The sequence below is a fragment of the Enterobacter sp. RCC_40 genome (genome assembly GCF_041360735.1).
Taxonomy (GTDB): Bacteria; Pseudomonadota; Gammaproteobacteria; order Enterobacterales; family Enterobacteriaceae; genus Enterobacter; species Enterobacter ludwigii.
The window spans coordinates 555,684-581,081 of record NZ_JBFUPR010000002.1 but is presented as its reverse complement, the minus strand read 5'-3'; the positions used below and the strand labels follow the sequence as shown (position 1 = coordinate 581,081).

The 25,398-nt window shown below is 54.3% G+C and carries 22 protein-coding genes; 2 read left to right on the top strand and 20 right to left on the bottom strand.

Going from position 1 to position 25,398, the window contains the following annotated elements; translation table 11 throughout:
* Position 1 precedes the first annotated feature (1 nt).
* The 8 genes from tolQ to mngA form a co-directional block, all read right to left on the bottom strand.
* Positions 2 to 694, bottom strand: a complete 693-nt coding sequence (gene tolQ / locus AB6731_RS10885; protein WP_014169184.1) for a Tol-Pal system protein TolQ — start codon at positions 692 to 694, stop codon at positions 2 to 4.
* Positions 691 to 1,095, bottom strand: coding sequence for a tol-pal system-associated acyl-CoA thioesterase (gene ybgC / locus AB6731_RS10880; protein WP_014169183.1), 405 nt, complete (start codon positions 1,093 to 1,095; stop codon positions 691 to 693). The genes tolQ and ybgC overlap by 4 nt, the downstream gene beginning before the upstream one ends.
* 148 nt (positions 1,096 to 1,243) lie before the next feature.
* Positions 1,244 to 1,534: a cyd operon protein YbgE gene (gene ybgE, locus AB6731_RS10875; protein ID WP_020884961.1), complete on the bottom strand. Its 291-nt coding sequence runs from the start codon at positions 1,532 to 1,534 to the stop codon at positions 1,244 to 1,246.
* On the bottom strand, positions 1,534 to 1,647 hold the full coding sequence (cydX, locus tag AB6731_RS10870; protein ID WP_014169181.1) for a cytochrome bd-I oxidase subunit CydX: 114 nt from the start codon (positions 1,645 to 1,647) through the stop codon (positions 1,534 to 1,536). Before cydX ends, ybgE begins: the two co-directional genes overlap by 1 nt.
* 14 nt (positions 1,648 to 1,661) lie before the next feature.
* A complete protein-coding gene (cydB, locus tag AB6731_RS10865; RefSeq protein WP_014169180.1) occupies positions 1,662 to 2,801 on the bottom strand; it encodes a cytochrome d ubiquinol oxidase subunit II in 1,140 nt (379 codons plus the stop codon).
* Positions 2,802 to 2,816: 15 nt separating this feature from the next.
* Positions 2,817 to 4,385 (bottom strand): cytochrome ubiquinol oxidase subunit I, encoded by a 1,569-nt coding sequence (gene cydA, locus AB6731_RS10860; RefSeq protein ID WP_020884962.1) that lies wholly within the window; start codon positions 4,383 to 4,385, stop codon positions 2,817 to 2,819.
* 678 nt (positions 4,386 to 5,063) lie between these two features.
* Positions 5,064 to 7,700 carry a mannosylglycerate hydrolase gene (gene mngB / locus AB6731_RS10855; protein WP_371006354.1) on the bottom strand — a complete coding sequence of 879 codons (2,637 nt, stop codon included), beginning with the start codon at positions 7,698 to 7,700 and terminating at the stop codon, positions 5,064 to 5,066.
* Between the two features lie 21 nt (positions 7,701 to 7,721).
* Positions 7,722 to 9,638, bottom strand: a complete 1,917-nt coding sequence (gene mngA / locus AB6731_RS10850; RefSeq protein ID WP_371006353.1) for a PTS 2-O-a-mannosyl-D-glycerate transporter subunit IIABC — start codon at positions 9,636 to 9,638, stop codon at positions 7,722 to 7,724.
* Positions 9,639 to 9,807: 169 nt separating this feature from the next.
* Here mngA and AB6731_RS10845 point away from each other — a divergent pair, with 169 nt between their 5' ends.
* Positions 9,808 to 10,524, top strand: a complete 717-nt coding sequence (locus AB6731_RS10845; RefSeq protein WP_025204652.1) for a GntR family transcriptional regulator — start codon at positions 9,808 to 9,810, stop codon at positions 10,522 to 10,524.
* 83 nt (positions 10,525 to 10,607) lie between these two features.
* On the opposite strand, the gene sucD is transcribed toward AB6731_RS10845, so the two are convergent.
* The 8 genes from sucD to sdhC form a co-directional block, all read right to left on the bottom strand.
* Positions 10,608 to 11,477 (bottom strand): succinate--CoA ligase subunit alpha, encoded by an 870-nt coding sequence (sucD, locus tag AB6731_RS10840; RefSeq protein WP_014169173.1) that lies wholly within the window; start codon positions 11,475 to 11,477, stop codon positions 10,608 to 10,610.
* A complete protein-coding gene (gene sucC, locus AB6731_RS10835; protein WP_006809579.1) occupies positions 11,477 to 12,643 on the bottom strand; it encodes an ADP-forming succinate--CoA ligase subunit beta in 1,167 nt (388 codons plus the stop codon). The genes sucD and sucC overlap by 1 nt, the downstream gene beginning before the upstream one ends.
* Before the next feature lie 85 nt (positions 12,644 to 12,728).
* Positions 12,729 to 13,955 carry a 2-oxoglutarate dehydrogenase complex dihydrolipoyllysine-residue succinyltransferase gene (gene odhB, locus AB6731_RS10830; protein WP_025204653.1) on the bottom strand — a complete coding sequence of 409 codons (1,227 nt, stop codon included), beginning with the start codon at positions 13,953 to 13,955 and terminating at the stop codon, positions 12,729 to 12,731.
* Positions 13,956 to 13,969: 14 nt separating this feature from the next.
* Positions 13,970 to 16,777: a 2-oxoglutarate dehydrogenase E1 component gene (gene sucA, locus AB6731_RS10825; protein ID WP_014169171.1), complete on the bottom strand. Its 2,808-nt coding sequence runs from the start codon at positions 16,775 to 16,777 to the stop codon at positions 13,970 to 13,972.
* Between the two features lie 226 nt (positions 16,778 to 17,003).
* Positions 17,004 to 17,720: a succinate dehydrogenase iron-sulfur subunit SdhB gene (sdhB, locus tag AB6731_RS10820; protein WP_014169170.1), complete on the bottom strand. Its 717-nt coding sequence runs from the start codon at positions 17,718 to 17,720 to the stop codon at positions 17,004 to 17,006.
* A gap of 15 nt (positions 17,721 to 17,735) precedes the next feature.
* A complete protein-coding gene (sdhA, locus tag AB6731_RS10815; protein WP_014883036.1) occupies positions 17,736 to 19,502 on the bottom strand; it encodes a succinate dehydrogenase flavoprotein subunit in 1,767 nt (588 codons plus the stop codon).
* A complete protein-coding gene (gene sdhD / locus AB6731_RS10810; RefSeq protein ID WP_010428702.1) occupies positions 19,502 to 19,849 on the bottom strand; it encodes a succinate dehydrogenase membrane anchor subunit in 348 nt (115 codons plus the stop codon). The genes sdhA and sdhD overlap by 1 nt, the downstream gene beginning before the upstream one ends.
* Positions 19,843 to 20,247 (bottom strand): succinate dehydrogenase cytochrome b556 subunit, encoded by a 405-nt coding sequence (gene sdhC, locus AB6731_RS10805; RefSeq protein WP_025204654.1) that lies wholly within the window; start codon positions 20,245 to 20,247, stop codon positions 19,843 to 19,845. The genes sdhD and sdhC overlap by 7 nt, the downstream gene beginning before the upstream one ends.
* A 641-nt stretch (positions 20,248 to 20,888) precedes the next feature.
* On the opposite strand from sdhC, the gene AB6731_RS10800 reads away from it, so the two are divergent.
* Entirely contained in the window at positions 20,889 to 22,172 is a 1,284-nt protein-coding gene (locus AB6731_RS10800; RefSeq protein WP_014169167.1) for a citrate synthase, read from the top strand.
* Between the two features lie 100 nt (positions 22,173 to 22,272).
* On the opposite strand, the gene nei is transcribed toward AB6731_RS10800, so the two are convergent.
* From nei to pxpB, 4 genes are read right to left on the bottom strand one after another with little or no spacing between them, the layout of a single operon-like run.
* Positions 22,273 to 23,064 (bottom strand): endonuclease VIII, encoded by a 792-nt coding sequence (nei, locus tag AB6731_RS10795; protein WP_078774860.1) that lies wholly within the window; start codon positions 23,062 to 23,064, stop codon positions 22,273 to 22,275.
* A 21-nt stretch (positions 23,065 to 23,085) separates the two neighbouring features.
* Positions 23,086 to 23,823 carry a 5-oxoprolinase subunit PxpA gene (pxpA, locus tag AB6731_RS10790; RefSeq protein WP_371006352.1) on the bottom strand — a complete coding sequence of 246 codons (738 nt, stop codon included), beginning with the start codon at positions 23,821 to 23,823 and terminating at the stop codon, positions 23,086 to 23,088.
* Positions 23,810 to 24,742: a 5-oxoprolinase subunit PxpC gene (gene pxpC / locus AB6731_RS10785; protein WP_371006351.1), complete on the bottom strand. Its 933-nt coding sequence runs from the start codon at positions 24,740 to 24,742 to the stop codon at positions 23,810 to 23,812. The genes pxpA and pxpC overlap by 14 nt, the downstream gene beginning before the upstream one ends.
* A complete protein-coding gene (pxpB, locus tag AB6731_RS10780; protein ID WP_371006350.1) occupies positions 24,736 to 25,392 on the bottom strand; it encodes a 5-oxoprolinase subunit PxpB in 657 nt (218 codons plus the stop codon). The genes pxpC and pxpB overlap by 7 nt, the downstream gene beginning before the upstream one ends.
* Positions 25,393 to 25,398: the final 6 nt, after the last annotated feature.

Below are 25,398 nucleotides of genomic sequence, written 5' to 3'. Positions count from 1 at the left end.
TTTACCCCTTGTTACTCTCGGTACTGGTAAACGCCTGACGGTGCAGAATTGCGGTGAACTCTTCCATAAAGTTGTCGTAGTTCAGTTCCAGTTTATTCACGCGCTGGTTCAGACGGTTGTAAGCCATAACCGCCGGGATCGCCGCAAACAGACCGATAGCGGTCGCAATCAGTGCTTCTGCAATACCCGGGGCAACCATCTGCAACGTCGCCTGCTTCACCGCCCCCAGGGCGATAAAGGCGTGCATAATCCCCCAGACCGTACCAAACAGACCGATATACGGGCTGATGGAACCAACGGTTCCCAGGAAAGGAATATGCGTTTCAAGGTTTTCCAGCTCGCGATTCATGGAGATACGCATCGCACGCGAGGCACCTTCCACAACCGCTTCAGGCGCGTGGCTGTTTGCGCGATGCAAACGAGCAAACTCTTTGAATCCGCTATAGAAAATCTGTTCGGAGCCTACGAGGTTATCACGGCGTCCCTGGCTTTCCTGATACAGACGAGAAAGCTCAATACCCGACCAGAACTTATCTTCAAACGCTTCTGCTTCACGGCCAGCCGCATTGAGGATACGCGTTCTCTGGATGATGATGGCCCAGGATGCGATTGAAAAACCAATCAAAATCAACATGATAAGTTTAACCAGAAGGCTTGCCTTCAGGAACAAATCAAGGATATTCATGTCAGTCACTGCTTAAACTCCGCGACAATAGACTTAGGAAGCGCACGAGGCTTCATTATGGTTGGATCAACACAGACGATCAGGACTTCAGCTGAGTTCAGTACCGTATTTTCTGCATTGACTATCCGCTGCGTGAAAACCATTGAGGTTCCGCGCATTGATGTAATTTCAGTTTGGACTTCGAGCATATCGTCGAGTCTGGCAGGCGCAAAATACTCAAGCGTCATCTTGCGAACCACGAAGGCAACTCGCTCAGCCAACAGCTCCTGTTGACTAAAGTGATGATGGCGCAGCATCTCTGTGCGTGCCCGTTCATAAAAAGCAACGTAGCTGGCGTGGTAAACCACACCCCCGGCATCGGTATCTTCGTAATAGACACGAACCGGCCATCGAAACAGCGTTGTATTCACTTTACATCCCGGTAATGCAACAAAAGTTAGAGCTTTTAAACTTCGCTACTATACGCGCGGGAAAGATGGTTTGGAATGGGAGAAAGTAAACGGAGAGTAAATTTTTATGGGCCAGGGTAAGCCCATATCATTAACGGACATTTCTTATTCAGAAGAAGAAGAAAATCAAGCCAGCGAGAAGCACCAGATCGGCGATAAGTGGGCAGAAAATCCCCTGCCAGTGCAACGCTTTCGGACGAAAGCCTACGCCGTGGATCACACCTGCGCACACCGCCCACATAATGAGGAAGCCGTGCCAGATCTCAAGCTCGCTGGTCTTCGCTGCAAAGCGCGAAGGGTCCCAGAAGATACAACCTGCCAGCAGTAATGCCATCACTAAAGAAAGCGCCCTTAACGGGCGCTTATCCATTACCGCGTAAAGCGTCGCGATAATGTTCATTAGTGTTTGTCTTCACCTGCTTTAGACGCTTCGACGTGCTCAAGCGCCAGGGCAGTAATGACACCAAATGCACAGGCAAGAAGCGTCCCTAAAATCCATGCGAAATACCACATATTCAGCTCCTTACTTAGTACAGAGAATGAGTGTTGCTTTCAATATCTTCTTTCGTGATACGACCGAACATTTTCCAGTAACACCAGGCGGTGTACAGCAGGATAATCGGTACGAACACGCAAGCAACATACGTCATCAGGTTAAGCGTCAGCTGGCTGGACGTTGCATCCCACATGGTCAGGCTTGCATTCATCATCGTGCTGGACGGCATGACGAATGGGAACATCGCGATACCTGCAGTCAGAATAATGCACGCCAGCGTCAGTGAGGAAAATACAAATGCCAGGGCACCTTTTTCCAGACGTGACGTCAGTATCGTCAGCAGCGGCAGCAACACACCCAGAGCCGGAATAGCCCACAGAACAGGCATATTGTTGAAGTTCACCAGCCACGCGCCAGCCTGTCGTGCCACTTCTTTCGTCAGCGGGTTAGACGGTGCCGTGTGGTTAATTGCAGACGTAATGACATAACCGTCGATACCGTACATCACCCATACGCCGGCCAGTGCGAAGCACACCAGGGTAATAAGCGCAGCAACCTGCGCCGTTGCACGAGAGCGAAGATGCAATTCACCTACGGTACGCATCTGCAGATAGGTCGCACCCTGAGTAATGATCATTGCCACACTCACCACGCCTGCCAGCAGACCAAACGGATTCAGCAGTTGGAAGAAGTTACCGGTGTAGTAAAGACGCATGTATTCATCGATGTGGAACGGTACACCTTGCAGCAGGTTACCGAACGCCACGCCAATCACCAGCGGTGGAACGAAGCTACCAATGAAGATGCCCCAGTCCCACATGTTGCGCCAGCGGGTGTCTTCAATCTTGGAACGGTAGTCGAAACCAACCGGACGGAAGAATAAAGAAGCCAGCACCAGAATCATCGCCACATAGAAACCGGAGAACGCAGCCGCGTAGACCATCGGCCAGGCAGCGAACAGCGCGCCGCCTGCGGTGATCAGCCACACCTGGTTACCGTCCCAGTGCGGGGCGATGGAGTTAATCATGATTCGACGCTCGGTGTCATTACGACCGAGGAAACGGGTGAGCATCCCCACCCCCATGTCGAAACCGTCAGTGACTGCGAAACCGATCAGCAGAATACCGACCAGCAGCCACCAGATAAAACGCAATACTTCATAATCGATCATTTGATGACTCCTGTCTTAGCGTGCCGGCTGAGTAGTCGCACCGGACTGCTCGTAGTGATAGCGACCGGTTTTCAGGCTGCTTGGGCCAAGGCGCGCGAACTTGAACATCAGGAACAGTTCAGCCACCAGGAACAGGGTGTACAGACCACAAATCAGCAGCATGGAGAAGATCAGATCGCCGGCAGTCAGAGAGGAGTTCGCTACCGCTGTTGGCAGCACCTCACCGATCGCCCATGGCTGACGGCCATATTCCGCAACAAACCAGCCGGATTCGATAGCAATCCACGGCAGTGGGATACCATACAGCGCGGTACGCAGCAGCCATTTTTTCTCACCGATGCGGTTACGAATCACGGACCAGAAGGACGCCGCAATGATCAGCAGCATGATGATGCCGCAGCCCACCATGATACGGAATGCGAAGTACAGTGGCGCAACGCGTGGAATGGAGTCTTTGGTCGCCATCTGGATCTGCGCTTCCGTCGCGTCGGAGACGTTCGGGGTATAGCGTTTCAGCAGCAGACCGTAACCCAGATCTTTCTTCACATCGTTGAACTGGTCACGCACGGCCTGGTCGGTAGAACCCGCACGCAGCTGCTCCAGCAGCGCGTAAGCTTTCATACCGTTACGGATACGGCCTTCATGCTGCACCATCAGCTCTTTCAGACCCGTCACCTGCTTGTCGACGGAGCGGGTAGCAATGATGCCGAGCGCGTAAGGAATTTGAATGGCGAAGCGGTTTTCCTGTGCATCCTGGTCGGGAACACCGAACAGAGTAAAGGCAGCAGGCGCGGGTTGGGTTTCCCATTCGGCTTCGATAGCGGCCAGTTTGGTTTTCTGCACGTCACCCATTTCGTAACCGGATTCATCACCCAGCACGATAACAGAGAGGATTGCAGCCATACCGAAGCTTGCAGCGATAGCAAAGGAGCGCTTAGCAAACGCGAAGTCACGACCACGCAGCATGTAGTAAGAGCTGATGCCCAGTACAAACATCGCGCCGCACACATAGCCAGACGCCACGGTGTGAACGAATTTAACCTGTGCGACCGGATTCAGCACCAGCTCGGCAAAGCTGACCATCTCCATACGCATGGTTTCGAAGTTGAAATCAGACGCGATAGGGTTCTGCATCCAGCCGTTCGCGACCAGGATCCACAGTGCGGACAGGTTCGAACCGAGTGCCACCAGCCAGGTCACCGCCATATGCTGGACTTTGCCCAGACGGTCCCAACCGAAGAAGAACAGACCTACAAAGGTGGATTCGAGGAAGAAGGCCATCAGACCTTCAATGGCCAGCGGCGCACCGAAGATATCCCCAACGTAGTGAGAATAGTAAGACCAGTTAGTCCCGAACTGGAACTCCATGGTCAAACCGGTAGCCACGCCCAGTGCAAAGTTGATACCAAACAACTTGCCCCAGAACTTGGTCATATCTTTATAAATCTGTTTGCCGGAGAGGACGTAGACCGTTTCCATGATGGCCAGCAGGAACGCCATACCGAGCGTTAGTGGCACAAACAGGAAGTGGTACATCGCGGTCAAGGCAAACTGTAAGCGCGACAGTTCGACTATATCTAACATCATGACTCCTTGCTCATCGCATGAAGACTCCGAGAGTGAACCCCGTTAGAAAAGGATTCACACACATGCCCCAATACAAATTATTCGCATCCATGTCGTCGCGCTTAGCCTGAGAAAGGATAAAAGCAATGACGATAGGTTACAAATACGTTAATAAAAAACTCAAATTGATCCCGCAAATATAATACGCTGCAAAACCCTTACAATAAACAGGTTTTTATTGAATCACATTTACGTTTTTCGACGGCGATCAATTTATAGCAAAATTACCACTTTTCAGCCATTTTGATCGGGGACAATTTACCGCCTTTCGACACCTTTTTCCAAGGATTAAACTTTGATTTAAATCAAAAAGCACCGTTTCTGTTAACCATGTTTAAATGTGGTGAGAATGGTAAAAACCTTGTTAATGCTATGTGTACGACGAGATATTTGGAGTTATCAAAAGCAAGAAAGAATATAAACAGACGTGATTTATTTTAACGCTGAAGAACAACGCATCTTTACATTCGCGTTAACGTATAAAGGTAGTCGTCAGCGCGTTTTTTTTCCATTGTGCGACGATAGCCGCAGATAATTACATTTATTTTACCTGCGACACGCTTAAAATTAACACCACAATGTGACTATTCAATAAAAAAGGCTGCCCTGAGCGCAGCCTTTTGTTCACTTCAGACGCTACCTTTCCGTTTTCAGGCTAAAAGTCCGCGATTGCCCAGGCCTGAACAGGCCCGTAATGCCCTTTTCTTCTCCCCTACCTGCCAGTACCTGTTCATTTAAATTCGTCTCGCAACAGCCTTTAAGCGCCTGATTCCACGATAAAGAGGCATCACAGGACACAGATTCCGACGGATTGAACAGACGAAGGATAAGCGCGTCCCGATCCTCCGCCTTTTTTATCGCGCTCATAACACAGCCTGTCGGCGAAAGGGTCAGCAGGCTGTATCTGTCCGGCGTGCTGAACGGCGCACGGTTAAGCTTCATGGCATCCCAGGGGATTTTGTTATAACACTGGACGGGGGTAAGCCACGCTTTCGCCTGCTGAGCAACGCCGGCGTTCTCGGGAGAGCCGCTAAAACTCAGAAGGCTAAAACGGCAATCGAGCCTGCCCCGAAGCTGCGAGTCCGGAACGGCCATTTTTATGCCGGACGGTCGGCCCGGGCGCAACAGCAAATCTTCCTTTCCCAACACGCCCACACCGCGTAGAAGGGTCAGAGCAAACGCTTTTTCCGCCTCCCCCACCACTTCAAATTCGCGTAACCCTTCTGTGAACAGGGCAAGCCCGTTTCGTTCCTGCTGCAGCACGGCGTAGTTAAGTAAATTCCAGACGGGAACCGGTGCCTCTTTCCAGCCCTCTTCTTGCCAGTTAGCCATCGCGTCATCGCGAACCGGGCGCGCTATGGAGCCAAACTGCGTATCTGACAGTACCTGCTGCGTCATAAACGGCGTCGGGATAAGTACGCGGACCCGGTGATCGTCAGCCTGATTATCCAGACGCGCCACAACATCTACACGCCTGCTGTTATGGCTGAGAGTAACCTCAAATTCAACCGCAAGAGCGCCATTGCACAGGCGGGCCGACCGCTCGGCCAGGTTTGCCGGAACGGCGATGCGATGCTGGATCACCGCCCTGCTCTGCCAGGCTTCCTGTATCACCTCAACATGATGCTGCCCGTGCGCTGAAGTGAGCCGCCACTCTTCCCGGGAAGGCGAGTAGTCGTACTCATCGCCATCATCCGACCCCTCTTCAATTTCCAGTACGCGGTCATAAATAAGTCCGGATTCTTTATCACGCAGGCGCAGCGTGCCATCGTCATTTATATCAATTTGCCAGAAGGCGTTTTCCAGCAGAGCATCCGTTTTTGCCCTCGCGGGAAGCCTCTTTTCAGGAGCTTGGGGCTCGATGTAAAGCGTGCGGTATCCCATCGCGGGCAGGATCTGACAGATTTGGATATCAAACTCCATAAACGGATCGTAATTACCATAGTGCACGATTTGCCGATCAATCAGCCCCGGGTCAATTTCCCGGGCGCGGCGAATAAAACAGGGGATCTCATTGCCTTTATCATCCCGCAACCGGAACTGGCTCGCGCGCAGACGAAGGGTGGTGTTAATCACCTCTTCACGGGGCCAGGGCATCAGATTGAACATCACCAGCTTGTCGGCCTCGCTTTGCGGCATATTGTCGACAATCTTGCGCATCGAGAAGCGCGTGAGGTTATCGGCCATGTCTTCAGCGAGCGCAAACCGGGCCATAATCTCACGATGCACTTTGTCGCTGCAGCAGCAGCCAATGCTGTCGTGAGCATGATTCTTAAGGATCTCTTTCCACATTTTCTCCAGCAAACCGTGGTGATACTCGAAGCCCAGCATCCAGGCGAGCGCCGCCAGCGGTTCGAGGATATTCACGATTTTGTTTTCAATGCGGGCGTGGGCAATTTTGATGTCCATCCGTGTGGAGCCGATTGTCCGGTGTACACGCATGTATTTGCCGTCGATAAACTCCCCTTTCAGCGTCGCCAGTTCGTCACGGTGCGCTTCAGTATGCTCAAAGACCTCCTCGAACCGGCTCATCACAAATTTCCGCTGCGGGTACATCTTTCGAAGGGTATCCATCACCGCGAAAATGTTCTGCTGGAGGGGCATCTGGTCGTGACCGTTAGGCAGCAGAATCTCTTTCGTCACGGAAGCGTTCTCCAGCAATGTAAGCCAGGTATCGAGCCGTTTACGCAGCCCCGCTTCATCCTCCGGTAAGTACTTACCAATCGCGTAGCCCAGCGGTAGTACCTGCGCCGTGACTTCGCTGCCGTCTGCGCTCTGCCATAAAAATTCTGTTTTATCGGTGCCGTGACGCTCAGAACATCCGCGCCAGAACAGCGTGCGGGTGATACCAAAGCCGTTATAGATATGCGGAAGTTGCCCGGACATGCCAAACGAATCCGGCAGATACCCTATTTTCATCGGCTCACCGAATTCCATGCAGTCGCGCATCCCGTACATCAGGTTGCGAACGATCGATTCGCCGCTGACTATCGTGGTATCGGTCTGGGTATACCACGGCCCGATAATCAGCTTTCCGCGCTCAACCAGCGCTTTTACCCGGGGCCGGTTTTCCGGCACAACGGCGAAGTAATCCTCCAGTACCGCGGTCTGTCCATCGAGAACGTAGTATTTATACTCTTCGTCCTGCTCCAGACGGGTCAGGATCTCCTCCATGTTATTGACCAAAAGGATCCGCGACGCTTCGGTGGTGAAATACCACTCACGGTCCCAGTGCATATGTGGCGTGATATGAACGCGAGATACAGCTTTCATCTTCGTTTCCTGTAAATGAATTTATGGCGTGACGTCTTCCGTCAGGTATTTGCCTTTTTTTACGCCCAGACGTCGCCAGAACAGTAAGATGAGCGTAGAGAGCATCGTTCCCCCCAGCGCTGCGCCAAACCAGCCTGCCGCCGCAATCACGCCACCCATCCCCGCGTCATGCAGTAAAAAGAGAGAGAAGATGCCCGCCCCCGGCGTAGACAACCCGATACCCATTGCACCGATAATCGCCCCTGTTGCCATCGAGCCAACAACAAACGAGCCAATCACCCGCAGCGGATCTTCAATGGCCATCGGAATTGCCCCTTCGGTGATCCCCGCAAGGCCCAGCAGCCACGTCGACTTGCCGGTTTCGATTTCAAACGGTTTAAAGAGATGCGGTGCCAGCATGGTTGAAGCCGTGACGGTAAAAGCCGAGACCATTTTGACGGAAGCAAAAATGGCATACGGCCCGTAAACGCCGTTGGCCATCGCCCCCAGACAGAACGCATAGGCCGCTTTGTTGACCGGTCCCCCCAAATCGAACGAGCACATAAAACCGAGCAGAGTGCCCAGTAGCAGCGCATTGGCACCGGAGAGCCCGTTAAGCCATGCCGTGAGGGAGGAGTTGATCCACGCGACCGGCTCGCCGATCACGAACAGCATCAGGCTGCCCGCGCCCAGCACGCCAATCACCGGGTAGAGGTAATAGGTTAAAAAGCCGTTATAACGCTGACTCAGACGGATATGATTTTTCACCCAGCGCATCAGATAGCCGGCAATCAGGCCACCTGCAATCGCCCCTAAAAAACCTGAACCGATCATATTGGCGGCAAGACCGGCCGCAAAACCCGGCGCCAGAGCAGGTTTATCTGCCAGCGAGTAGGCGGTATACGCGGCCAGCACCGGCACCATTAACGTGCCTAACATTCCCCCGCCGAGTTTGCGATACATCCACAGCCATGAGTTCTCCTGCTCAAACAGATGCTGTAATCCCAACATCTGTGCCAGCAATACCGCGACGGCCAGCACCGTGCCTCCCGCCACAATCAGCGGCACGGCAAAGGAAATACCGCTGAGCAGGGCCTGCTTAAGCTCCGTCTTAAGGCTCTTGCTCACATCATTGCCGGTGTGCACCTGGCGATCCGTTTCCGCGGGGGGTAAGGCCAACGCACGCTTAATAAGCGCTTCGGCATGGCGAAGCGGTTCCGCGACCGGCACGGACAGCGTCGGGATGCCCTGAAAACGCTCGCTCTCTTTGAGAGCCACTTCTGCGGCAATGATACAGGCCTGCGCAGTGCGTAACTGCTGCGCGGTCAACCGCCCTTCGATACCGTTCGCCCCCTGCTTTTCCACCACCACGTTTACGCCAAGCTTACGCCCCGCTTTTTCCAGATACTCAGCTGCCATATAGGTATGCGCAATACCGGCGGGGCATGCAGTTACACAAACGATGGTTGGCGCATCCACGAACGCGACAACGTCATCTTCCTGTGGCACATCGTCCAGCGCGGCGAGTAGCGCTGCTGCCGTGGTAGCCGCCATGACGCGCGCCCGAAGAGTTTCATCCGCCAGACGAGAAGTAAGTTCCGTCAGCACCTGGATATGGGTTGAGCCAGCTTCAGCCGGCGGAATGGCAAGCAGGAAAATCAGCTCGACATTTTCCGGGCCATCCACGCCTTCCCAGCTCAGCGGTTCACTCAGGGTGGCTACGGCAAAAACCGCCTCTTTCACCACCGCTGATTTACCATGCGGGACTGCCAGCCCTTCGCCGAGCGCGGTAGGGCCTAGCGATTCCCGATGAAAGACTTCGGTTAAAAACACATTGCCGTCGGTAATTTTGCCGAGCGTCACCAGCCGCATCGTGAGCTGGCGTATTGCTTCATCACGACTGGTGTACTGCGCCTGCACGCAAACAGCGTCGGGATGGGTCAGGGTCGTCAGGTTCATCAGGATCCTCACACTCAAGGGGAATTATTCAGGATCGATTGTGACAGACAAACTGATACCTTTATGTGATCATTTTCACTAACACCAACAATTTGTATTTAATTTGTATTATTTACAAATCCTGTGCTGGAGGCATAATTCCGTGAAAAGGTATTAAAAGGCAGACGACATGGGCAATAAACCGATGTACCGGCAGATAGCGGATGCGCTTCGCGAGAAAATTACCGCCGGTGAGTTAAAACCCGGTGATGCGTTACCGACGGAATCCAGCCTGCAGGAGACATTTAGCGTCAGCCGCGTCACGGTGAGGCAGGCACTGAAGCTCCTCACTGAAGAGCAGATTATCGAGAGCATTCAGGGCAGCGGCTCCTATGTGAGAGAGGAGCGCGTCAATTACGACATTTATCAGCTTACCGGCTTTTATGAAAAACTGGCGGACCGAAACGTCGATACCCACAGCGACGTAAAAACATTCGAAGTGATCAAAGCGGATGTGAAACTGGCTGAGACGCTTAACATTCGCCCGGATGACAAAGTGTGGCATGTCAAACGGGTCCGCTTTATTAAGCAAAAACCGGTGAATCTGGAAGAGACGTGGATGCCGCTGGCGATGTTCGCCGACCTCACCTGGGAGGTGATGGAAAATTCCAAATATCACTACATCGAACAGATCAAGAAGATGGTTATCGATCGCAGTGAACAGGAACTGGTTCCGATCGTGCCCTCACAGGAGGCGATCGACGCGCTGGCGCTGGATCCGGCAAAACCGATACTGGAAAAGGTGTCACGCGGCTTTCTGAAGGATGGGCGGGTGTTTGAATACAGCCGTAACGTGTTTAACAGCGACGATTACAAATTCACGCTGGTCGCGAAACGCAGGCATTAAAAAAGGCCGCTTTACAGCGGCCAACCATGTCGAAACGGACACTTATTACTTCAACGCTCCCTTTTACAGGGAGCAGAGAGGATTTACTTAATGATGGATTTCAGTGCTTCGCCGATATCCGCCAGGCTGCGAACGGTTTTCACGCCTGCGGCTTCCAGCGCGGCGAATTTCTCATCAGCCGTACCTTTACCGCCTGCGATAATCGCGCCTGCGTGACCCATACGCTTACCTTTCGGCGCTGTCACACCTGCGATATAACCGACAACCGGCTTGGTCACATGTTCTTTGATATACGCAGCCGCTTCTTCTTCTGCGCTACCGCCGATCTCACCGATCATCACGATCGCTTCGGTCTGCGGATCTTCCTGGAACATTTTCAGGATATCAATGAAGTTAGAACCTGGGATGGGGTCACCACCGATGCCCACACAGGTGGACTGGCCGAAACCGTAGTCGGTAGTCTGCTTAACCGCTTCATAGGTCAGCGTACCGGAACGGGAGACGATACCCACTTTACCCGGTTTGTGAATGTGACCCGGCATGATGCCGATTTTGCATTCGCCTGGGGTGATAACGCCCGGGCAGTTCGGGCCGATCATGCGCACGCCCGCTTCATCCAGCTTCACTTTCACGGTCAGCATATCCAGCGTCGGGATACCTTCGGTGATGGTGATGATGAGCTTGATGCCCGCGTCAATCGCTTCCAGAATCGAGTCTTTGCAGAACGGAGCCGGAACGTAAATAACGGTCGCGGTCGCGCCCGTCGCTTCAACTGCTTCGCGCACGGTGTTGAATACCGGCAGGCCCAGGTGCGTGGTGCCGCCTTTACCTGGCGTTACGCCACCAACCATCTGCGTGCCGTAGGCAATCGCCTGTTCGGAGTGGAAAGTCCCCTGGCTACCGGTGAAGCCCTGGCAGATAACCTTGGTATCTTTATTAATTAAAACTGACATTATTTCCCCTCCACTGCGGCAACAACCTGCTGAGCTGCATCCGTCAGACTTTTCGCTGCAATAATATTCAGGCCGCTGTCAGCCAGTTTTTTCGCGCCGAGTTCAGCGTTGTTACCTTCCAGACGCACCACAACCGGGACGTTAACACCCACTTCTTCTACCGCACCGATGATACCGTCTGCGATCAGGTCGCAACGCACGATACCGCCGAAGATGTTAACCAGCACGGCTTTGACGTTGTCGTCAGACAGGATGATTTTGAACGCTTCGGTTACACGCTCTTTGGTTGCGCCACCGCCCACGTCGAGGAAGTTTGCAGGCTCACCGCCGTGCAGCTTAACGATGTCCATGGTGCCCATCGCCAGGCCTGCGCCGTTAACCATGCAGCCGATGTTGCCATCCAGCGCCACGTAATTCAGTTCCCACTGTGCAGCCTGCGCTTCACGCGGGTCTTCCTGAGACTGGTCGCGCATTTCACGCAGATCCGGCTGGCGGAACAGTGCGTTGCCGTCAGCGCCCAGTTTGCCGTCGAGGCAGATCAGGTCGCCCTGAGTGGTGATGACCAGCGGGTTGATCTCGATCAGCGCCAGGTCGCGCTCCAGGAAGATGGTGGCCAGACCCATGAAGATCTTGGTGAACTGCTGAACCAGCTTGCCTTCCAGGCCCAGTTTGAACGCCAGCTCACGACCCTGGTAAGGCATAGGGCCTGCCAGCGGATCGATCGCCACTTTGTGGATCAGGTGTGGCGTCTCTTCTGCCACTTTCTCGATTTCCACGCCGCCTTCGGTAGACGCCATGAACACCACACGACGGGAGCTACGGTCAACAACCGCGCCCAGGTACAGTTCTTTCGCGATGTCAGTTGCAGCTTCAACCAGGATCTGGTTGACAGGCTGGCCGTTCGCATCTGTCTGGTACGTTACCAGACGCTTGCCGAGCCAATGTTCAGCAAACGCACGAATCTCTTCTTTACTCTTAACAACCTTCACACCGCCCGCTTTACCACGGCCACCAGCGTGAACCTGACACTTAACTACCCAAGGGCCGGAACCGATTTTAGATGCGGCTTCTTCTGCTTCACGCGGGGTAGTACAGGCATAACCCACCGGAGCCGGTAAGCCATACCGGGCAAACAGCTGTTTGGCCTGATATTCATGTAAGTTCATGTGTTCTATCCATCCTTCAGGTAATCGTTAGGTAGTGCTTTTGTAGGCCCGGCAGACAACGCGCCGCCGGGCAAGACTGCTAAAACTAGACGTCCAGCAGCAGACGCGTTGGATCTTCCAGCAGCTCTTTAATGGCAACCAGGAAGCCCACGGACTCGCGGCCGTCGATCAGACGGTGATCGTAAGAGAGTGCCAGATACATCATTGGCAGGATCTCCACTTTGCCGTCTACCGCCATTGGACGATCTTTAATGGCATGCATACCCAGGATCGCGCTCTGCGGCGGGTTGATGATCGGGGTAGACATCAGTGAACCGAAAACGCCGCCGTTGGTAATGGTGAAGTTACCGCCGGTCAGATCGTCTACGGTCAGCTTGCCGTCGCGACCTTTTACAGCCAGCTCTTTAATCTTTTTCTCGATGTCAGCCATACCCAGAGTATCGACATCACGCAGAACCGGGGTAACCAGACCACGTGGCGTAGAGACTGCCATGCTGACGTCGAAGTAGTTGTGATAAACCACGTCATCGCCATCGATAGAGGCGTTAACTTCCGGGTAGCGTTTCAGCGCTTCAACAACCGCTTTCACGTAGAAGGACATAAAGCCCAGACGGATACCGTGACGTTTTTCAAACGCGTCACCGTACTGCTTACGCAGGTCCATGATTGGCTTCATGTTCACTTCGTTGAAAGTGGTCAGCATCGCGGTGGAGTTTTTCGCTTCCAGCAGACGCTCAGCCACACGCTTACGCAGGCGAGTCATCGGCACGCGTTTTTCGCTACGGGCACCCAGCGCAGGCTGTGCTGCCGGCGCCGCTGCCGCTGCTGGCGCTTTAGCTTCTGCCTGAGCAGGGGCTTTCGCCAGGTGCTTCTCGATATCTTCACGGGTCAGACGACCACCGACACCGGTGCCTTTAATGGCAGCCGCATCCAGGTTGTGCTCGGCCAGCAGGCGACGGATCGCCGGGCTGAGCGCGTCGTTAGTCTGCTCTTCCAGAGAGGCCTGCTGACGCTGGGCTGGGGTAGACGCTTTTTCGTCAGACTTCGCGCTGGACTCTTTGCCCGCGCTGTTGCCTTCACGCAGGCGACCCAGAATCTGACGGGAGGTTACGGTTGTCCCTTCGTCTTCCAGGACTGCATCCAGAATGCCATCCGCTGAAGCCGGTACTTCCAGTACCACTTTGTCAGTTTCGATTTCTACCAGCACTTCATCGCGCTTAACGCTATCGCCCGGTTTTTTGTGCCAGGTGGCGACGGTCGCATCTGCTACGGACTCAGGCAGGTCGGGAACAAGAATATCTACGCTACTCATTATGTATCCTTTAATTAATCGACGTTCAGCGCGTCATTGACCAGATCTTGTTGCTGCTTCTGGTGAACGGACATATACCCTACCGCCGGAGAGGCGGAGGCCGGGCGACCTGCATAACGCAGGGCAGACCCAAATGGAATGACTTCACGGAAATGATGCTGACTGCAGTACCAGGCGCCCTGGTTGAGCGGCTCTTCCTGGCACCAGACAAAATCATGCACGTGAGCATACGGTTTCAACGCTTCCTGCACCGCCTGGTGCGGGAATGGATAAAGCTGTTCGATACGCACGATGGCGACATCTTTCTGGTCGTTCTTACGGCGCTGTTCCAGCAGGTCGTAATAAACCTTACCAGAACACATCACAACACGCTTAACGGCCTGCGGATCCAGTTCATCAACCTCACCGATGGCAGGCAGGAAGGTGCCGTTCGCCAGTTCGTCCAGGCTGGACACCGCCAGCGGGTGGCGCAGCAGGGATTTTGGCGACATGACCACCAGCGGACGGCGCATACCGCGCAGCGCCTGACGACGCAGCATGTGGTAGACCTGAGCCGGAGTGGACGGCACGCAGACCTGCATGTTCTGCTCAGCGCAGAGCTGCAGATAACGTTCCAGACGGGCGGAGGAGTGCTCCGGACCCTGACCTTCGTAACCGTGTGGCAGCAGCATCACCAGGCCACACATACGGCCCCATTTCTGCTCGCCGGACGAGATGAACTGGTCGATAACGACCTGGGCACCGTTGGCGAAGTCACCGAACTGCGCTTCCCAGATAGTCAGGGTGCGCGGTTCCGCGGTGGCGTAGCCGTATTCGAATGCCAGTACCGCTTCTTCAGACAGAACGGAGTCCCATACCTTGAACTGACCCTGACCGTTATGGACATGCTGCAGCGGAGTATAGGTTGAACCGTTAGTCTGGTTGTGAACTACCGCGTGACGGTGGAAGAAGGTGCCACGGCCCGCATCTTCACCGGACAGACGAACAGGAATGCCTTCATCAACCAGCGTTGCGTAAGCCAGTGTTTCCGCCCCGCCCCAGTCGAACAGCTTCTCGCCCGCCGCCATTGATTGACGGTCAGCATAAATTTTCGCTACGCGAGACTGCATCTCGATAGCGTCTGGTACGGTGCTGATACGTTTAGCCAGCTCCTGCAGGCGCTTCATCTCTACCTTGTTCGGGTAGCTCTCATCCCACTCGTGGTTGAGGTACGGCGACCAGGTAAAGGAGTGCATGTTCATCGGGCGCAGCTCTTTCACTACGCATTCACCCGCATCCAGCGCGTCGCGGTAGAGGTTGACCATTTCGGTCGCATCTTCCAGCGTCGTCACGTTGTCGCCTTCCAGCTTGTCAGCATAGATTTTGCGTGGCGTCGGGTGTTTTTTGATTTTCTGATACATCAGCGGCTGCGTTGCACTTGGCTCGTCAGCTTCGTTGTGGCCATGACGGCGGTAGCAGAACAGGTCGATGAACACATCGCGTTTGAAGGTGTTACGGTAGTCCAGCGCCAGACGGGTAACGAACGCCACGGCTTCCGGGTCATCCGCGTTAACGTGGAAGATCGGCGCCTGAACCATCTTACCGATGTCGGTGCAGTACGGGGTAGAACGCGCATCCAGTGGGTTAGAGGTCGTGAAGCCCACCTGGTTGTTGATAACAATGCGAACGGTACCGCCCACTTCGTAACCACGTGCTTTGGACATGTTCAGCGTTTCCTGAACCACGCCCTGCCCTGTGACTGCCGCGTCACCGTGAATGGTGATTGGCAGAACTTTGTTGCTGCTCGGCTCGTCCAGACGATCCAGACGCGCACGCACAGAACCGATAACCACCGGGCTCACGATTTCCAGGTGTGACGGGTTAAACGCCAGCGCCAGGTGAACCAGACCGCCTTCGGTTTCGATATCAGACGAGAAGCCCATGTGGTACTTCACGTCACCGGTGCCGAGGTGTTCTTTATGTTTGCCTGCGAATTCGTCGAACAGGTCCTGCGGTTTTTTACCCAGCACGTTGACCAGTACGTTCAGACGACCGCGGTGCGCCATACCCAGCACCACTTCACGGGTACCGCTTTTGCCCGCGTGACGAATCAGCTCTTTCAGCATAGGTACCAGCGCGTCGCCGCCTTCCAGCGAGAAGCGTTTCGCACCCGGGAATTTCGCGCCCAGATAGCGCTCAAGGCCTTCTGCTGCGGTCAGTTCGCTGAGGAAGCGTTTTTTCTCTTCAGCAGAGAAATTCGCGTGACCCGCCACAGATTCGATGCGCTGCTGGATCCAGCGTTTCTCTTCTGTAGAGGTGATGTGCATATATTCCGCGCCGATGGAGCCGCAGTAGGTTTGCTTGAGCGCATCAATCAGCTCGCCCAACTTCATCGTGTCTTTGCCGATGGCAAAGGAACCTACGTTAAAGCTTTCCTGGAAATCGGCCTCGGTCAGATCGTGATACGCCGGATCGAGATCCGCCACACGATCTTGTTTCCACAGTCCCAGCGGATCGAGATTCGCATGCTGGTGACCACGGAAGCGATAAGCGTTGATAAGCTGCAGGACTTTAACCTGCTTCGCATTGGTGTCAGGGTCGGAAATCGCAGAAGAGTAACGTGAGGCATCCTTCGCCAGACGACGGAAATAATCACGTGTTTTGGAATGGAATTGATCCGGTTTGACTCCAGTGCCAGGTAACTGCTGGAACATGGAACGCCAGTTTGCGTCCACTGAGTCAGGATCGGTTAAGAAGTCTTCATAGAGCTGTTCTATCCAGCTCTGGTTTGAACCAGAGAGGTAAGAAGAGTCCAGCCAGGCTTTCATTGCGCCGTTCTGCATCGTGATCCCTTAAGCATTTTTATGCTTACTTTCGCCGTAGAAACTACCACGTACAACACGTACGTGCCGGGGTTCACCTGCGAGCTCTTATGTTGTCTTGGGCTCGCGAAGGAACCTTTAAAAACTGTCTGCACCTCGGGGCAGTTTTTAGAGGTTTCCTACATTTTATCCCCTCTCCTGTCAGGAGAGGGTCAGAGTGAGGGGAACAACGCTCCCCTCCTGTTACTTATGCACTGCGCTGCAGCAGCATCGACTTAATATGGCCGATGGCGCGCGTCGGGTTCAGTCCCTTAGGACATACACTGACGCAGTTCATGATGCTATGGCAGCGGAATACGCTGAAAGCATCACTCAGTCCTTCCAGACGACTGTCGGTTTCGGTGTCGCGGCTATCGATCAGGAAGCGATAGGCAGCCAGCAGACCGGCCGGGCCGATAAACTTGTCCGGGTTCCACCAGAACGACGGGCAAGAGGTCGAGCAACATGCACAGAGAATACACTCGTACAAACCGTCGAGTTTTTCACGCTGCTCAGGAGACTGTAAGTGCTCACGAGCCGGTGGATTTTGCCCATTATTCAATAAGTAAGGCTTAATCTTCTCATATTGTGCATAGAATTGCCCCATGTCTACCACCAAATCACGAACGACTGGCAGACCTGGCAAAGGACGGATAACAATTTTCTGGCCCGCGCGCTGCAACGCTGAAATTGGCGTGATGCAGGCCAGACCATTTTTACCGTTCATGTTCACACCGTCAGAGCCACAAACGCCTTCACGGCATGAGCGACGGAACGACAGTGTCGGATCTTTTTCTTTCAGCTGGATTAAGGCATCCAGCAGCATCATGTCACGGCCTTCTTCCGCTTCCAGGGTGTAATCCTGCATACGCGGAGCATCATCTACATCCGGGTTATAACGATAAACTGAGAATTCGAGTTTCATTATCCTGTCTCCGCATTAGTAAGTACGAATCTTCGGCGGGAACGCCGGACGCAGTTTCGGTTCCATATTGACGCTACGACGCGTCATGGATTCCGACTCTGGCAGATACAGGGAATGGCACAGCCAGTTTTCATCGTCACGATCCGGGAAGTCGAAGCGGCTATGCGCGCCACGGCTCTCGGTACGGAAGTTTGCCGACATCGCGGTAGCGAACGCCGTTTCCATCAGGTTATCCAGCTCCAGACACTCAACGCGCTGGGTATTGAACTCGCTGGACGTGTCGTCCAGACGGGCATTTTTCAGACGCTCGCGGATCGCTTTCAGCTGCTCAAGACCTTTGGCCATCGCATCCCCTTCACGGAATACCGAGAAGTTGTGCTGCATACATTCCTGCAGCGCTTTGCGGATTTCCACCGGATCTTCACCATTACGGTTGCCGTTCCAGCGGTTCAGACGCTCAAGCGACGCATCAATTTCATCGTCGGTGGCATCACGCAGCGCACCCTGCTCGGCAATAGACTCTTGCAGATGCAGACCTACCGCACGACCAAATACCACCAGGTCAAGCAGGGAGTTCCCGCCCAGACGGTTTGCACCGTGTACGGATACGCAGGCAATTTCACCGACGGCAAACAGGCCCGGGATAACAACGTCTTCACCCTGCTCGTTCACGGTCAGCGCCTGGCCGGTCACTTTGGTCGGAATACCGCCCATCATGTAGTGACAGGTTGGGATTACCGGGATGGGCTCTTTCACTGGATCGACGTGCGCGAAGGTACGAGACAGCTCCAGAATGCCTGGCAGACGTGATTCCAGAACCTCTTTACCCAGATGGTCGAGTTTCAGCTTCGCGTGTGGACCCCATGGGCCGTCACAGCCGCGGCCTTCACGGATTTCGATCATGATGGAACGCGCCACCACGTCACGACCCGCCAGGTCTTTCGCATTCGGGGCATAACGCTCCATGAAGCGCTCGCCGTGTTTGTTCAGCAGGTAACCCCCTTCACCACGGCAGCCTTCTGTTACCAGCACGCCGGCACCGGCGATGCCGGTTGGGTGGAACTGCCACATTTCCATATCCTGCACCGGTACGCCGGCGCGGATAGCCATACCTACGCCGTCACCGGTGTTGATGTGGGCGTTGGTGGTAGATTGATAAATACGGCCTGCACCGCCGGTCGCCAGCACGGTAGCACGCGCTTTGAAGTAGACCACTTCACCGGTTTCAATACACAGCGCGGTACAACCTACAACGGCGCCATCGGCGTTTTTCACCAGATCCAGCGCATACCACTCGGAGAAAATAGTCGTGTGGTTTTTCAGGTTCTGTTGATACAGCGTGTGCAGCAGTGCGTGACCGGTACGGTCAGCCGCAGCTGCAGTACGTGCCGCCTGCTCGCCGCCGAAGTTTTTCGACTGGCCGCCAAACGGACGCTGATAAATGGTGCCATTTTCCAGACGGGAGAATGGCAGCCCCATGTGGTCCAGCTCCAGAATCGCTTCCGGGCCTGTCTTACACATATATTCGATAGCATCCTGGTCGCCGATGTAGTCGGAACCTTTGACCGTGTCATACATGTGCCATTCCCAGTTATCTTCATGGGAATTACCCAGCGCAACGGTAATACCGCCCTGCGCGGAGACAGTGTGGGAACGGGTCGGGAAGACTTTAGAGAGCAGCGCACAGGTCTGGCCGCTCTGGGAAATTTGCAGTGCTGCACGCATACCTGCGCCACCAGCACCAATCACAACAGCATCAAATTCTCTGACTGGCAGTTTCATTACACACCCCACACCACAACGAATCCATAAATAACGTAAACCACCAGTGCAACGACAATGACCAGCTGCAGAGGAAGGCGAATCGCCAGTGGTTTAACGTAATCGGTCAACACCTGCCACATACCAATCCAGGCATGAATAAGGATGGAGAACAGAGCCAGCAGGGTGAACACTTTGGTGAAGGCAGATCCGAAGAACCCACTCCAGATTTCCCACGTCAGCGTGCCGCTGGTCGCGAAGAAACCAATCATATAGATGATATAAAGGGTGAGAACGATGGCGGTAGCACGGACCAGAATGAAGTCATGTACGCCGTTGCGTCCTAATGCGGAGGCGTTGCTTACCATACGAGAACTCCTGCGAGAAGTGAAAGCACGACAGTCAATACAAATGAAATATTAGCGGAGCGTTTACCGGCTTCGAAAGTCTCTTCCAGGTAGCCAAAGTCCATCAGCATATGACGAATGCCCACGACAACGTGGTACGCCAGCGCAGTCAGAATGCCCCACATGATAAATTTCACGAAGAAGCTGTTCATGATGGCAGAGGCCTGGAGGAATCCTTCAGGAGAAGAGAGGCTGGTACCCAGTAACCACAGCAGAATGCCGACCGCCACAAACGTAATCACACCAGAAACGCGGTGCAGAATGGACGCTATTGCTGTTACAGGGAACCGGATCGTTTTGAGATCCAGATTGACAGGTCTTTGTTTTTTCACATTTCTTATCATGAATAACGCCCACATGCTGTTCTTATTGTTTCCTTCCTCCGGACTGCGATGCGGGTCAGACAGCGTTCCTTTTCTATAACTGCGCGTCATGCAAAACATTGCTTCCAAATGCTAAAACGACACGTTACAACGCTGGGTGGCTCGGGATTGCAGGGTGTTCCGGAGACCTGGCGGCAGTATAGGCCGTTCACAAAATCATTACAATTAACCTACATACAGTTTGTCGGGTTTTCTCTGGAACAGTGATCAGGGTCACGATAACAACATCTTTTTAATTTTTAATCATCTGATTTGACAAATGTTAAACAATATTGTTACAAACGTCATCAGAAAAGGCATATAATGCGCAAAAGTTATGAGGTCTCACTTTCACCTGACAAATAGTTATGTAACAGTGTGATGGTATTGACCGAAGTTATCAGGACAGTTATTAGTGATATACAGGTTTGAATAATTCGGACTGCGAAGACACTGATTTGCTGTTGTTTCACTGATTTTTCATGTTTTTACCTGCAAGGCGCCATAGCTCTGTACCCTGGTTTCTCCTCGTGAGCTGAGCGGTAAGCCAAATAACAAACTGGTAACGGTGAGAAATCAGCAGAATGCAAATCCGGTAATTGGCAGTCTTAAGCAATAAGGCGCTAAGGAGACCGTAAATGGCTGATACAAAGGCAACGCTCACCCTAAATGGTGACACTGCTGTTGAACTGGATGTGCTAAAAGGCACGCTCGGTCAGGATGTTATTGATATCCGTACGCTGGGTTCTAAAGGTGTATTCACCTTCGACCCTGGATTTACCTCTACCGCATCTTGCGAATCCAAAATCACCTTCATTGATGGTGACGAAGGTATCCTGCTCCATCGCGGCTTCCCCATCGATCAGTTAGCCACCGAATCCAACTATCTGGAAGTGTGCTACATCCTGCTGAACGGCGAAAAACCGACGCAGGCACAATACGATGAATTCAAAACCACCGTCACCCGTCACACCATGATTCATGAGCAGATTACCCGTCTGTTCCATGCTTTCCGTCGTGATTCTCACCCAATGGCAGTGATGTGCGGTATTACCGGCGCGCTGGCAGCGTTCTACCACGACTCGCTGGACGTGAATAATCCACGTCACCGCGATATCGCGGCGTTCCGCCTGCTGTCCAAAATGCCGACAATGGCAGCGATGTGTTACAAATACTCCATCGGTCAGCCGTTTGTTTATCCACGTAACGACCTCTCCTACGCCGGTAATTTCCTGCGCATGATGTTCTCCACGCCGTGTGAAGAGTACGAAGTGAACCCGGTACTGGAACGTGCGATGGACCGTATTTTGATCCTGCACGCCGACCACGAACAGAACGCCTCCACCTCCACCGTCCGTACCGCAGGCTCTTCAGGCGCGAACCCGTTCGCCTGTATCGCTGCGGGTATCGCCTCCCTGTGGGGACCGGCGCACGGCGGCGCGAACGAAGCGGCACTGAAGATGCTGGAAGAGATCAGCTCCGTTGAGCACATTCCTGAATTCGTGCGTCGCGCGAAAGACAAGAATGACTCCTTCCGTCTGATGGGCTTCGGTCACCGTGTGTACAAAAATTACGACCCACGCGCTACCGTTATGCGTGAAACATGCCACGAAGTGCTGAAAGAGCTGGGTACAAAAGACGACCTGCTGGAAGTGGCGATGGAGCTTGAGCACATCGCGCTGAACGACCCGTACTTCATCGAGAAGAAACTCTACCCGAACGTCGATTTCTACTCTGGCATTATTCTGAAAGCGATGGGCATTCCGTCTTCCATGTTCACCGTGATCTTCGCCATGGCACGTACCGTTGGCTGGATTGCGCACTGGAACGAAATGCACAGCGAAGGCATGAAAATCGCCCGTCCTCGTCAGCTGTATACTGGCTACGAGCAGCGTGATTTTAAGTCTGACATCAAACGCTGATGTTAACGGGGTGTGGCCTGATGTCCTCACCCCATCCCTCTCTTACTCCGAGAGAGTGAAGACATTAAAAACGGTGACCCCCTGGGTTACCGTTTTCATTTTACTTCTGGCAGTGCGGACACCAGTAAAACGGTCTCGACGACAGCGTGGTTTTCGCAATTATCCCGCCGCACCGCTCACACGCCTTCCCTTCACGATGAAACACCTTAAAGCGGAACAATGCCCCATGGTGCTTGTTGTCATCCACCACGCCACGCGTGTTGTACGACAGGCGCGGGATATCCAGCAGTGCGTGGGATAACGCCTCCAGCTGTTCATCACTGAGTTGCGATGCCTTATGCTGCGCCGCCAGGCCCACTTCCCAGAGGATTTCCACCCGCAGGTAATTTCCTAATCCAGCCAGAAACGCCTGATCGAGCAACAGTCCGGAAAACTGTCGGTTACGAAACCGAGGTGACACCAGACGGGCTTTCACCTCGCCCGGGGTCAGGCTCATATCCAGCACATCCGGCCCGACGCGCTGCAGGAACGGGTGAGTGAGCAGCTGCTCTGGCGTTAACATTTCGATATCAGATGCGCTGTAGAGCAGAATCGCATTGTCTGCCGTCTGTAGCCTGACGCGCAGCACGCGGGTAGTTTGCGGCTGCTCGTTTGCCTTCACCACGCGCCAAACGCCGTACAGCTGATTATGGCTATATAACGTCAGGTTATGGGAGAAATGCGTGAGCAGCGCTTTGCCGCGCGTTTCAATGTGCGTCACCGTCTGCCCCACCAGCTGGGCTTCAAACGGTTTCAGTTGAGGAAAAGCAAACCAGACATCCGTCAGCGGTTTGCCCTTTATCGCCGCCTCGAGGCTATCCGCTGCACGGCGGATCTCGGGGCCTTCAGGCATTTTTCTGTCCTTATCGTTATGTCATGCACTCACGAGAATACCCTGCTCCGCAAAGGCCGTCCGTAAGCGGCGTGCAAACTGCAGCGCATGCTCACCATCGCCGTGTAAACACACCGTATCCGCCTGGACTCTGGCCGTTGAACCATCAATTGCCTTTACCGAGCCCTCACATACCATCGCCAGCGTTTGCGCCAGCGCCTGTGATTCATCGGTAATAAGCGCACCGGGCAGTGAACGGGGAACCAGGCTGCCGTCCGGCTGATACCCTCTGTCAGCAAAAACTTCCTGACGGGTGGTTAACCCCAGCCGCTGTCCCGCGCGAATAAGCTCGCTCCCCGCCAGCCCCACCAGAATGAGCTGCGGGCTGCAGTCCCACACCGCGCGGGCAATGGCATCTGCGAGAGCCGGATCTTTGGCCGCCTGATTGTAGAGCATGCCGTGGGGTTTCACATGGCGCAGCACGCCCTGCTGGGAACGCACAATCGCCTCCAGCGCGCCCGTTTGATAGAGCGTCTGGGCATACACCGTCTCAGGAGGGAGATCCATTGCCGTGCGGCCAAAATTATCCCTGTCAGGAAAACTGGGATGTGCCCCTATCGCCACGCCGTGCTTAATCGCATTACGCACGCTGACCAGCATGGTTTGCGCGTCACCCGCGTGAAACCCGCAGGCAATATTGACTGAAGAGACCAGCGTCATCAGTTCAGCATCGGCACTTCCGCCCTCACCCAGATCGGCGTTTAAATCAATCTTTGCCATCGAGCCTCCATGCCAGTTGTTCCAGATAACGCTGCTGATCCTGGCGTGCCTTCAGCGCCTCCTCCAGCGTACATTGCACAAAATGAATCGGCTGTCCGAGAGGAATTTGCGCCAGATGGTAGCGATCTGCTTCAATGATGCAGGCAATACGCGGGTATCCCCCCGTTGTTTGCGCATCGTTCATCAGCACGATCGGCTGACCGTTACCCGGTACCTGAATGACACCAGGTAATAAACCGTGTGAGAGCAATTCCCGATCTGTCGTACGGGTCAATGGCTGCCCCTGAAGGCGGTATCCCATACGGTTACTTTGCGGGCTGATCTTCCACGGCGAACGCCAGAACGTCTCCTGAGCGACTTCATCGAACTCCTGATATTCCGGCCCCGGTAAGGCACGGATCTGGTTGGTCCATAATAGCTGTTTTACCCCCTGGGCCGTCGAGAAGTGGCGCGTTGAGGGTTTAACCGCCAGACGATCGCCGTCACGCAGCAGGCGCCCTTCATGACCGCCAATGCCGGCTTTCTGATCGGTACTGGATGAACCCAGCACTTCTGGCACATCAATCCCTCCTGCGACCGCAAGATAGCTTCGCACGCCGTGCACAGGACGTTTAAGGGTCAGACGCTGCCCGGCTTTCGCTCGCAGCCGCCAGCCTGTCCAGACCGCTTTGCCATCCAGCTCGGCGTCACAAGCGGCCCCGGTTAAGGCAAACCAGGTCTCCTCGCCGAATTCAATCACACACTGGCCAAGCGTAATTTCGAGTGCCGCCGTGCTGCCAGGGTTGCCCACCAGCACGTTAGCAATCTCCAGCGCAGGCCTGTCCAGTGCACCACAGTAGCTCACGCCCGACTGACGCATGCCAAAGCGGCCGGCATCCTGTACAGACGTGTAAAGCCCGGCGCGAATCAGCGTTAACATACCCCCTCCTTCTGCGGGATAAAGCGCAGGGTATCGCCGGGACGAAGGAGTATGGGAACCTCCTGCCCTGGTTCAAATAACAGCCTGGACGTATGCCCGATAAGCTGCCAGCCCCCCGGTGACGTCAGAGGATAAATGCCGGTCTGCTCACCACCGATAGCCACCGTGCCCGCCGGCACGCTCAGGCGGGGTTCGGCGCGACGCGGCGTATGCAATTGCGGTGAGAGCCCCCCCAGATAGGGGAAGCCCGGCTGGAAACCTAAGAACCAGACCACGTAATCAACGCAGGCGTGCAATTCAACCACCTGCTTTTCCGTTAATCCGCAGTGTTCCGCCACCACGCCAAGATCGGGTCCATGCTCGCCGCCATACACCACCGGGATCTCAATTGTCCGGGAATCCGGCTCCAGCGCCTCGCTCTCTTCCCACCAGCGCTGCAAACGTTCAATAGCATCCAGCGCCAGCGTATGCGGATTACGCAGCACCACGGTGATGTTATTCATACCCGGAATCGCTTCAACCACTTCAGGCACATCGGCCAGGCGCTGCGTTAGCCGCCAGATACGCTTTTGCGTGGCAAGGGTCACTGGCGGTTCCAGCTCCAGAACCACTGCCGTTTCCCCCAGAAGATAACAACGCGCTCGCTGCACTCAGAT

What these genes read in the sequence shown, in the direction of transcription:
- ybgE (WP_020884961.1), bottom strand. Translation starts at nt 1,534, where the DNA reads ATGAACATTATCGCGACGCTTTACGCGGTAATGGATAAGCGCCCGTTA.
- cydX (WP_014169181.1), bottom strand. Translation starts at nt 1,647, where the DNA reads ATGTGGTATTTCGCATGGATTTTAGGGACGCTTCTTGCCTGTGCATTT.
- cydB (WP_014169180.1), bottom strand. Translation starts at nt 2,801, where the DNA reads ATGATCGATTATGAAGTATTGCGTTTTATCTGGTGGCTGCTGGTCGGT.
- cydA (WP_020884962.1), bottom strand. Translation starts at nt 4,385, where the DNA reads ATGTTAGATATAGTCGAACTGTCGCGCTTACAGTTTGCCTTGACCGCG.
- mngB (WP_371006354.1), bottom strand. Translation starts at nt 7,700, where the DNA reads ATGAAAGCTGTATCTCGCGTTCATATCACGCCACATATGCACTGGGAC.
- mngA (WP_371006353.1), bottom strand. Translation starts at nt 9,638, where the DNA reads ATGAACCTGACGACCCTGACCCATCCCGACGCTGTTTGCGTGCAGGCG.
- AB6731_RS10845 (WP_025204652.1), top strand. Translation starts at nt 9,808, where the DNA reads ATGGGCAATAAACCGATGTACCGGCAGATAGCGGATGCGCTTCGCGAG.
- sucD (WP_014169173.1), bottom strand. Translation starts at nt 11,477, where the DNA reads ATGTCAGTTTTAATTAATAAAGATACCAAGGTTATCTGCCAGGGCTTC.
- sucC (WP_006809579.1), bottom strand. Translation starts at nt 12,643, where the DNA reads ATGAACTTACATGAATATCAGGCCAAACAGCTGTTTGCCCGGTATGGC.
- odhB (WP_025204653.1), bottom strand. Translation starts at nt 13,955, where the DNA reads ATGAGTAGCGTAGATATTCTTGTTCCCGACCTGCCTGAGTCCGTAGCA.
- sucA (WP_014169171.1), bottom strand. Translation starts at nt 16,777, where the DNA reads ATGCAGAACGGCGCAATGAAAGCCTGGCTGGACTCTTCTTACCTCTCT.
- sdhB (WP_014169170.1), bottom strand. Translation starts at nt 17,720, where the DNA reads ATGAAACTCGAATTCTCAGTTTATCGTTATAACCCGGATGTAGATGAT.
- sdhA (WP_014883036.1), bottom strand. Translation starts at nt 19,502, where the DNA reads ATGAAACTGCCAGTCAGAGAATTTGATGCTGTTGTGATTGGTGCTGGT.
- sdhD (WP_010428702.1), bottom strand. Translation starts at nt 19,849, where the DNA reads ATGGTAAGCAACGCCTCCGCATTAGGACGCAACGGCGTACATGACTTC.
- sdhC (WP_025204654.1), bottom strand. Translation starts at nt 20,247, where the DNA reads ATGTGGGCGTTATTCATGATAAGAAATGTGAAAAAACAAAGACCTGTC.
- AB6731_RS10800 (WP_014169167.1), top strand. Translation starts at nt 20,889, where the DNA reads ATGGCTGATACAAAGGCAACGCTCACCCTAAATGGTGACACTGCTGTT.
- nei (WP_078774860.1), bottom strand. Translation starts at nt 23,064, where the DNA reads ATGCCTGAAGGCCCCGAGATCCGCCGTGCAGCGGATAGCCTCGAGGCG.
- pxpA (WP_371006352.1), bottom strand. Translation starts at nt 23,823, where the DNA reads ATGGCAAAGATTGATTTAAACGCCGATCTGGGTGAGGGCGGAAGTGCC.
- pxpC (WP_371006351.1), bottom strand. Translation starts at nt 24,742, where the DNA reads ATGTTAACGCTGATTCGCGCCGGGCTTTACACGTCTGTACAGGATGCC.